The sequence below is a fragment of the Shewanella sp. Isolate13 genome (genome assembly GCF_022398325.1).
Taxonomy (GTDB): Bacteria; Pseudomonadota; Gammaproteobacteria; order Enterobacterales; family Shewanellaceae; genus Shewanella.
The window spans coordinates 1-8,570 of sequence record NZ_JAKEVD010000064.1 but is presented as its reverse complement, the minus strand read 5'-3'; the positions used below and the strand labels follow the sequence as shown (position 1 = coordinate 8,570).

Sequence of the window (8,570 nt, the reverse complement as noted above, 5' to 3'; positions counted from 1 at the left end):
GATTAAATGTATTTTTAATAGACTATTTTTGTTTGTTGCGTAAGCACAACTTAAGGCGTATTTTTTGATTTGAAACTCGATTATCTAGCTGATGAAAATTGATTGTTACATCATAATTTAAAAGGAATTTAATATTGTTAGGCTCACTAATTAAATTGAAAGTGCTGTGTGTCGCAGCTTTGCTTCCGGCAACGTTATTGGCTAACGAATTACACAAAGTTGAAGTTACCGATAGTAACAATTACCAGTCGATCATGCCTGTTGCTGCACAAGAGGCAAGTTTTAAGCAAGATCCAGCGCTTGTTGCGTATGTATTTGAGCGGGCAAAGTTTGCCAATGTAACAGAGCCGCAATTGTTTATTGAGGTGATGGATTGGGTGGCTAGCCAATGGCAGCATGATGGTTTGAACGAAGCACCGAAAGGCATGAGCTCGCTAGATATTTTAAAAGCAGTGCATCAGCAAGGTGAACGGTATCGCTGTGTTGAGTACGGCAAGGTGATGGCCGATATCTTATCTGCAATGGGGCATCATTCAAGGCAGATAGGTTTGCAGTCAAGCGATGTTGCTTATGGTGGTTGGGGTAAAGGACATGTGGCGACAGAGGTGTAGTCGAACGATTTAAACAAATGGATTTTCTTTGATCCTCAATTTAGCACTTATGCGCAACACAATGGCGAGTTTCTCAATATCCATGACATGTACCAGCTTAAGCTGCAGGGCAAGTATCAACAGATTTCATTCGTGGTGACTAATAATTTTGCTAAAGCTAATGATATTAACTTGCAGGAGTACTATGACGGTTATAGTGCCTTTTTAGGCAACTATTTTGGTTACCATGTTTCTTCCCAGCTGTTTAACGATAAAAAGCAGAGTACAGTGTTATTGATGGAGGCAAACAAGCCATTTTTAACCTTTCAAGGCATGGGCGCTGACAATACTAAGCTGTTTACCAAAGAGGTTGATATTGCCTATCCAAAATTGAATCAGACGTTTTTTGCAATGTCGGCTTTACCTAATGAAAGTGGTAGTTTTCAGTCAGTGATGCAGCAACATCAGATTAAATCAGAACAGGACTACCTTGATAATATGTGGCGCTTTGCAGCGCAGGGGAAAATTAAACTGAGCTTATATAATAATATGCAGCAGTTTTCTCATTACCAAATCAAAATCAATCAAAGTGATTGGGTAGCTCATCAATCTGAAGAGTACACTTGGACATTGCAATCTGGTATGAATCGCTTTGAGGTTAGAAGCATCTCCAAAGAGGGCGTTTTAGGCCCGGTAACCTTCGTTGAGGCTAGTTACCAATAGCAATCAATATCCATAGTGGTTAATGGTGAGTGGTATAGCATTTCTCTTGTAACATCCAACTATAAGAGCACTGTGCTATACCGCCATCTTGGCGCTATAGCCTGTTAAAGAGTGGCTGCTTGGATAATCACACCGAAATAAAGGTTAAGTTCAGTTAATGAGATTGGTATAGCACTGTGGCTGTGCTAAATTGGTTCTATCGATAAGCTTGTATGTCGAGTGATTCGTTTTCACTGTATGTTCTTTTGTATTGAGGGGACTTCATATGAAGAAAACTTTTGTAACCACTGTCAGTGGTGTGACGGAACCTGGCATTATCAAATCATTGGCTGAGATCACCCGTAAACATGGTGGTGAATGGCTGATGAGTAAGGTCATAAAATTAGGCGGGCATTTTACTGCTCTGTTTGAGATGACTATCGAGGCGGAATCTTTGCCTCTACTTGAGTCAGACTTTGAGGCTCATTTCCCTGCAATGTATTTTTCCTATGACTTAGTCGCTCAGCGTACTCCGAGCGCATATCAAGAGGTCAAACTGCAATTTGATTGTAATGACCGTCCCGGTCTCACACGCGATATAGATAATGCTATGGCCGATCTTGAGGTTGAACTGGAATCTTTAGATAGTCATAGAGTAGCTGTTATCGGTATGGGTACAGCGGTGTTTTCTTCAACCTTAACCCTTGCGATACCTGAGTCTATCACCAACCAGAGGGTAATCGAGTCACTGGAAGGCTTAGGTGAAGATGTGAGAGTGAGTCAGATCTAAGCGACTCCTGTTATTGCGCCTGTGCATTTGAGCCGTTATGAATGCACAGGCTTAAAATAAGCTGTCTTACGTAAATATAACCATTACCCCCACAATTTAAGGGCTTATTAAGGCTCTAATTTGCTATTTAATGATTCTATAACTGAGCAGATTAAACGCTTGAAATAGCGCAAGAAGTAAAATAATCCACTACTTACTAATATTCACTACGACTTTCCTGTTACTGAGCTCGATTTTATTCCTACTTTCGAATGTGTTAAAATATCGCCCCTTTTACAGCCTCAACCTTTACAAAGTCGCTATTTGTCTTTGCAATAGCCGAGGAAAATTCACCGGCTCAGCTTGAAAATATATCTTAATAAACAGATTCTTATTTCATAGCTGGCGATGACAAAAGCGAATACTTAATGTCGAATTTGACACAATCTGTTGATCGTAAGTCAACAGACGAAAATTACCTTGCGGCCCATCCACCCGAGCGAAGTTCATCAACTACAGTAAACGCCTTTTCCAGTCCAGTACTCTGGTTAAGTGGCGGCTTTCTAGTTCTCTTCGTACTGCTTGCTGTTTTCGATACCTCCGCACTCTCCAACGTTATTCAAGTTGGATTTTCTAAAGTTACCCAATGGTTTGGCCCATTTTGGCAAGTGCTACTGCTGGCTAATTTTGTTATTGGTCTCTATCTAGCCTTTGCCAGAACGGGTGATGTCATTCTGGGTAATCTCAAGGCGCCGGAGATGGATACCTTTAAATGGTTGGCCATTATTCTGTGTACCCTGTTAGCTGGTGGTGGCGTGTTTTGGGCGGCGGCAGAGCCTATCGCTCACTTTGTCTCCTCGCCACCCTTTTATGGTGAAGCACAGGGACGCACTCTGGCGATCAATGCCCTGTCACAATCCTTCCTGCATTGGGGCTTTCTAGCTTGGGCGATACTCGGTAGCCTAGCGGCAATCGTGTTGATGCACCTGCACTACGACAAAGGCTTGCCGCTACAACCGCGCACCTTGTTGTATCCCATCTTTGGTGACAAGGCGCTGAATGGTTGGATTGGCACCTTAACCGATACCTTCTGTATTATCGCGGTGGCCGCGGGTACGATTGGTCCAATCGGCTTCCTCGGCCTGCAAATTAGCTACGCGCTTAATGCGCTGTTTGGCGTGCAAGACACTCTTATGACCCAAAGTTTGGTGGTGGTGTTTGCCATCGCCATGTACACCTTGTCGGCATTAAGTGGCTTAAGCCGCGGTATTCAGCTGGTCAGCCGCTACAACATTTTGCTTTCAGTGGCACTCATCATCTTTATTCTATTATTTGGCCCAACCAGCTTTATCGTCGATGGCTACCTGCAGGGCGTGGCGAGAATGGTGAATAACTTTGTGCCTATGTCACTCTACCGTGGTGACGCCAATTGGCTCAGTTGGTGGACGGTATTCTTCTGGGGCTGGTTTATTGGTTATGGCCCTATGATGGCTATTTTCATTGCGCGTATTTCTCGTGGGCGTACGATTCGTCAGTTGATCCTGTCGATCTCGATTATTGCCCCGCTGATCACCTGTTTCTGGTTTAGCGTTGTGGGTGGCTCAGGACTGGCATTCGAGTTGGCTAATCCGGGGGTGATCTCGACAGCATTTGAAGGTTTTAACTTGCCTGGCGTGTTGTTGGCGATCACCTCTCAGCTACCTATGCCGACGCTGATTGCGATTCTGTTTTTAATCCTCACTACGACCTTTATCGTAACTACGGGTGATTCGATGACTTATACCATTAGTGTGGTTGTCAGCGGAACGACCGAGCCGAGTGGTGCAATGCGCGCATTTTGGGGCATATTAATGGGGCTGGTTGCTATCGCATTGATTGCAATGGGATCAGGGGGGATCTCCGCCTTACAATCCTTTATTGTGATCACCGCAGTGCCCGTGTCGTTTGTGTTGTTACCAACCCTGTGGCATGCCCCGAAAATGGCTAAGGCGATGGCGGAGCAGCAATTTTCGTTAAAAGCGCCTAAGCCGTTAAGCACGACTAATTAGGAAGGCTGCTGGTAAGTGGTATTCTTGCCGCTAATTCGGCTCCTAGCATGACTCTTAGCTCGATAAGTAAACTTATGTCGCACGATTAAGGCGACATAAGTTTGCTGCTTTACAATCGTAGGACGATGGTTTTTAGCTTAACGCTCTTACTGTTTTAGCGTAAGCCATGAGATCAAAGTCTCTGAGGTGCTCTGCCGCACTCGTTGAATCGTGCTCGATGACCTGCTCATTTAAGTAATGCCAAATTTCTTCTAGGCTGTCGGCTATTTCATCTAATGGTAACTCGGCGCCTCTGGCGACTAAGTTAGCCAGTACCGCTAGGTGTGTTGGGCCAAATTCATTTTCTAATACCACATATTCCCAGTTAATCTCTTCTACGGCTTCTTCACTGGGTAAGTAGTCTTTGGCAATTAATGGCTGAAATTCGAGTAACTCTGGTGCGAGGGCGAAGAAGGCGACAAATAGCGAGCCGTAGTCGGCAACGCAGCTATTATCGTTAACGCGAGCATTTAAATCGGCGCCTTTAGCGAGCATGGTGCTGATAATCTGCTGATTTTTATCTTCAAGTTCCGTTTCATAGGCCTCATGGCTGAGTATGGCGGCGCAGGTTGTAGCGAGTGCTTGGCTTGAGAACTCTTGGTAGTGGCCAATAAGAAAATCATATAGTTGATACTCTGGATCGTCGTTGCCATCGTACACATGTTCTAAAAAGCTGTTCTGATCTAATTCGCAGCCAAGCTCTACCAAGCGCTTGATCATAGGCAAGAAAAAGTCGTTGCTAATGTGATAAACCATGTCATAGCAAGGTCCTACAGGTGCATCGGCAATGGTTAGGCTACCATCTCGTGGGTAATGCTCAAGAATGCTGAACAGTGCTGCGGTTTTACCTTGCCATTGTTGGTTATGCCAGTCATGCATATGCTGTTCTTTGTCGCAATATAGCTGGAGGAAGATATCCTCATCGCTGAACACGCCAGCACCTCTAAGCTTATCGATTATGGCGATGCCTTGTTCACCTTCATAGATACTGTTGAACTTGCTTGCGGCGTCATTGGCTTTTAGCCATTCGAAGTCGTCGGCCGCTACATATTGCATTAATTCATTCATCCCACGAATTGGCATCGCTACTCCATCATTCAATTATGTATGTTTGTCATAGGGTTAGTCGTTTTTTAGTTTATATAAAATCCACATATAGCCTTAGAGTCGAGGTTGGAATTTATGAGCCGTTAGCCATTTTTTTTAACGGGTTGCTGCAGATGCTGGCGATTTGATGATTTTGGCTATCATCAGGAGGATAAATTGGTTATGTTGGCCGCCGATGAATACTGGGAGTGAATAGTTCAGCTATCGCTTGTCGCTGTTATTTAAGATTTTTTGTACTTTGTTTGTGGGTTGTTTATGCGGATACTTTCATTAGCCACACTGATTACACTTGTTTTGACGGGGTGCAGCGCCCTGCAGCCTGTGGAGCTGGCACCTAAGGTGTCGGCGCCGATCTTCGATCCTTGGTGTAATTATGCGGTAGCCGGGCTCGCCGATAGTGTGTCTCAGAAGTGTATCGATAATGCCGCACAAGGCGATGTCAACGCAGCCACTAATTTGGGGTACCTGTACGCCAAAGGTATTTTGGTCGAACTTGATAAAAAGCGTGCAATGGCTTTTTATCGGATAGCGGCCAAGAAAGGCATGCCAGAAGCACAATATTCGTTGGCCGAGATGTATCGAGGTGGGGTAGCAGGGCTGGCGGATCCTAAACTGGCCCGCTACTGGTACGAGCAACTGGCCAATAGCCACTCCCTAGCAGAGCATCAGCAACCGCTTCGCTATCAAGATGAGGCGCAGTTTATGTTGGGTCTCATGGATATGGACGGGATCGGTGCTGAACAAAATCTTAGCTTAGCTCTAAAGTGGCTAAAGCTAAGTAGTGGCAATGGTCATAGCGAAGCGCCCTATGTGCTCGGCAACCTCTATTTAGATGAATATAACCAGCCTCAGCAGGCACTCGATTGGTACTTGCTCAGTGCTGAACGGGGTTTTGCTCCGGCGATGCATCAGCTTGGCATGGGCTATATTAAGGGCGTGTTTGGAGACGTGGATGCCGTTAAAGGTAAGCAGTGGCTGAGGCAGGCCGCTGCCCTTGGTTTAGCAGAGGCACAAGTGGATATCGCGACGCTGGAATATAACGGCTTCAATGGTGAGCCTGATTTAATCAAAATTTATGTTTGGCTAGATGCGGCCAGCCATCAAGGAAATGAGATGGCTAAACAGCGACTAAAGCTAATCAGCGCTAGGCTTAGTGAGCTGCAGTTGCAGCAAGCGGAGGCGATAAGTCGGCGCTGTATCGAGAGTCAATTTCAAAACTGCCAGACAAGTCAATAAGAGGGTTATGGCTTCACAGCGCTGATGTTATCAGTCGATGCTTGGGGGCTGAGCTAAAAAATGCCGGTCTGTGGGAAAGACCGGCATTGCTCGAGATGATGGTTTATTGGACTAGATTAATGACTAGTGCAGTGTTGCAGGCCATTCTTTCTCAACGCGCTCCTTAATGAACTCTTCTTTACTCGCTTTCATCGCTTCTAAGTTAAGTCCGGCAAGAGGCTGTACCTTAGCTTTAGTATCGTACTTAGTTGCATCATACGTATAATCAGCATCGTACTTAGCAAGCAAGGTGTCGGCTTCGACTATTGCCGCATCTAAGATGGTGTTTGCCTTGTTAAGCAAACGCTTAGCTTCTTCTGGGTTATGAGCAAAGATACCATGAGAGGCGGTTGCGCTATCCCAGAACCATTGTGCATTACGTACCTTAGTCAATAGGCTAGTCATTTCGTTAGCGAGCGTATTGTCCGCTGCAAGTGCCGCCTCATAAGCCGCTTTTGCTTCGCCAATTGTCTTACCCGCTTCTAGACCTTCGATACCGTTAGCGGCCCAAATCGCTTGTGCTTTGAAGTGTGCTTCAGTGAGACGAGGATCCGTACCATCGGCTTCAAAGCGTAGCTTGTTGATCTCGGCTTTACGTTTTTCAAACTTAGACTCGAACGCTTCGGCATCGTGACAACCTGTGCAGCTTTCAGGTAGTTTAGTGGCATCGAATGTCACTTTATGGTTTGAGTATTCAACGCCGTCGGCATTGGTTGCCTTAGGCATGTGACAGGTATTACAGCTAAACTCTAGATGATTACTCATCATATGATCTGCTCGATCTAGCTGGTTCTCATACTCTGGGTGCTGTGCTTTTAATGATGGGGCACCTGAGATGGCGTTAGTCCAATCTTTAAAGTTCTTTTCATCATAGAAAGCTAATTGGGCCTCTGCAGCAAAGCCTTTATACAAACCATCATCACCTTTGTAATTAACAATATTGGCATAGTCGGTTTCTACACCTGGTACCCAATGATCCCATGGGTAACGAACTTTCTTCGAGTCTGTACCATCGAAATAATATTCAACATGGCACTGAGCACACGTTTGGCTTGCTTGGCTGTTATGGTCCTGTGCAGTAAAGGTCATGTCGATTGCATCCATAGCGCGAGATGCATATGGACGACTGAGGCGTAGGCCGTTTTCACCTAGCTCATGACAGTCAGCACAGCCGATGGTGTTAGACATCTCCTCGCCCCACACCGACCAGCCGTTGTCTGCAAACTTACCTTCACCAACCTCATCATACATACGTGACAGGTCAGTTGTTTTGCATGACCAGCAGCTTGCAGCCATTGCTTCACCGACAATTTGGCCATCATGGCCAACCATTGGCGCACCGGTACGTAGAGTTTTAATGATATCTGTTAGGGCGAAGTGGTGGCCACGGGCTCGATTATAGTCCTTAGCAAAACCATAGCCTGCCCAAGCGCTGACGAGATTCGGATTCGCTTCGAGTAGATCCGTTGGTACACCCGATGCAGGGTTGCTTTCTGAGGTTTGCGCCCAAGTCTTGTATTGCTCTGGGAAGCTTGCTTCCCAGTTATCGCTGTTGTAATAGTCAGTCTCCTCTGGTGGGGTGACAGGAGGCTCGACTGGTGGCTCGACAGGAGGAACCACAATACATTCATTTGTCGCAGAATCTAGCTCAGTTCCATCTGGACAGATCTTAGTTTTATCATCGTCATCACTACAAGCCGATAATGCCGTCATTACTGCAACTGCTATTGCGAGTTTTTGTAATTTCATCACAACTCCTAACTTTATTGTTTTATTAAGTTTTATAACTTTTCATTAATTCCATCTGGTGCGGATTTAATGTTTGAATTAGTTTTTTCTTTATTTGTTTGTTAACTTACTTTTTGTTTTGGTTATTTATCCGAGTAACCATTTGGACGTTTTTATTATTATCACGAGGTTGGTTAATAAATAACTTTTTATTAGTTGCAACGTGAGGATGATCAATAAAATTTTAAAAGTTTGTTATCAAAAGGATGAGAAAAATCTAACTTATACCTCTATTTGGGTATACCTATAGTG

General features: G+C 44.9%; 7 protein-coding genes. 5 read left to right on the top strand and 2 right to left on the bottom strand.

Going from position 1 to position 8,570, the window contains the following annotated elements; translation table 11 throughout:
• Window positions 1-134: 134 nt before the first annotated feature.
• The 4 genes from L1D44_RS21480 to L1D44_RS21465 all read left to right on the top strand — a co-directional run bounded on the left by L1D44_RS21480 (window position 135) and on the right by L1D44_RS21465 (window position 4,109).
• A complete protein-coding gene (locus L1D44_RS21480; RefSeq protein ID WP_239893236.1) occupies window positions 135-611 on the top strand; it encodes a hypothetical protein in 477 nt (158 codons plus the stop codon).
• Window positions 612-698: 87 nt separating this feature from the next.
• Entirely contained in the window at window positions 699-1,313 is a 615-nt protein-coding gene (locus tag L1D44_RS21475; RefSeq protein ID WP_239893235.1) for a hypothetical protein, read from the top strand.
• Window positions 1,314-1,578: 265 nt separating this feature from the next.
• Window positions 1,579-2,082: an ACT domain-containing protein gene (locus L1D44_RS21470; RefSeq protein WP_239893234.1), complete on the top strand. Its 504-nt coding sequence runs from the start codon at window positions 1,579-1,581 to the stop codon at window positions 2,080-2,082.
• Between the two features lie 407 nt (window positions 2,083-2,489).
• Entirely contained in the window at window positions 2,490-4,109 is a 1,620-nt protein-coding gene (locus L1D44_RS21465; RefSeq protein WP_239893233.1) for a BCCT family transporter, read from the top strand.
• Between the two features lie 132 nt (window positions 4,110-4,241).
• On the opposite strand, the gene L1D44_RS21460 is transcribed toward L1D44_RS21465, so the two are convergent.
• The gene (locus tag L1D44_RS21460) at window positions 4,242-5,231 is read right to left on the bottom strand and encodes a hypothetical protein (RefSeq protein ID WP_239893232.1); all 990 of its coding nucleotides are present in this window, start codon (window positions 5,229-5,231) and stop codon (window positions 4,242-4,244) included.
• A gap of 279 nt (window positions 5,232-5,510) precedes the next feature.
• Between L1D44_RS21460 and L1D44_RS21455 the strand changes: the two genes are divergently transcribed.
• Window positions 5,511-6,491: a tetratricopeptide repeat protein gene (locus L1D44_RS21455; RefSeq protein ID WP_239893231.1), complete on the top strand. Its 981-nt coding sequence runs from the start codon at window positions 5,511-5,513 to the stop codon at window positions 6,489-6,491.
• Between the two features lie 123 nt (window positions 6,492-6,614).
• Here the strand turns inward: L1D44_RS21455 and L1D44_RS21450 are convergent, their stop codons facing one another.
• Window positions 6,615-8,279, bottom strand: a complete 1,665-nt coding sequence (locus L1D44_RS21450) for an ammonia-forming cytochrome c nitrite reductase subunit c552 (RefSeq protein WP_239893230.1) — start codon at window positions 8,277-8,279, stop codon at window positions 6,615-6,617.
• Between the last annotated feature and the right edge of the window lie 291 nt (window positions 8,280-8,570).

Coding starts and splice junctions, on each gene's coding strand:
- L1D44_RS21465 (WP_239893233.1), top strand. CDS start 2,490: ATGTCGAATTTGACACAATCTGTTGATCGTAAGTCAACAGACGAAAAT.
- L1D44_RS21460 (WP_239893232.1), bottom strand. CDS start 5,231: ATGCCAATTCGTGGGATGAATGAATTAATGCAATATGTAGCGGCCGAC.
- L1D44_RS21470 (WP_239893234.1), top strand. CDS start 1,579: ATGAAGAAAACTTTTGTAACCACTGTCAGTGGTGTGACGGAACCTGGC.
- L1D44_RS21455 (WP_239893231.1), top strand. CDS start 5,511: ATGCGGATACTTTCATTAGCCACACTGATTACACTTGTTTTGACGGGG.
- L1D44_RS21475 (WP_239893235.1), top strand. CDS start 699: ATGTACCAGCTTAAGCTGCAGGGCAAGTATCAACAGATTTCATTCGTG.
- L1D44_RS21450 (WP_239893230.1), bottom strand. CDS start 8,279: ATGAAATTACAAAAACTCGCAATAGCAGTTGCAGTAATGACGGCATTA.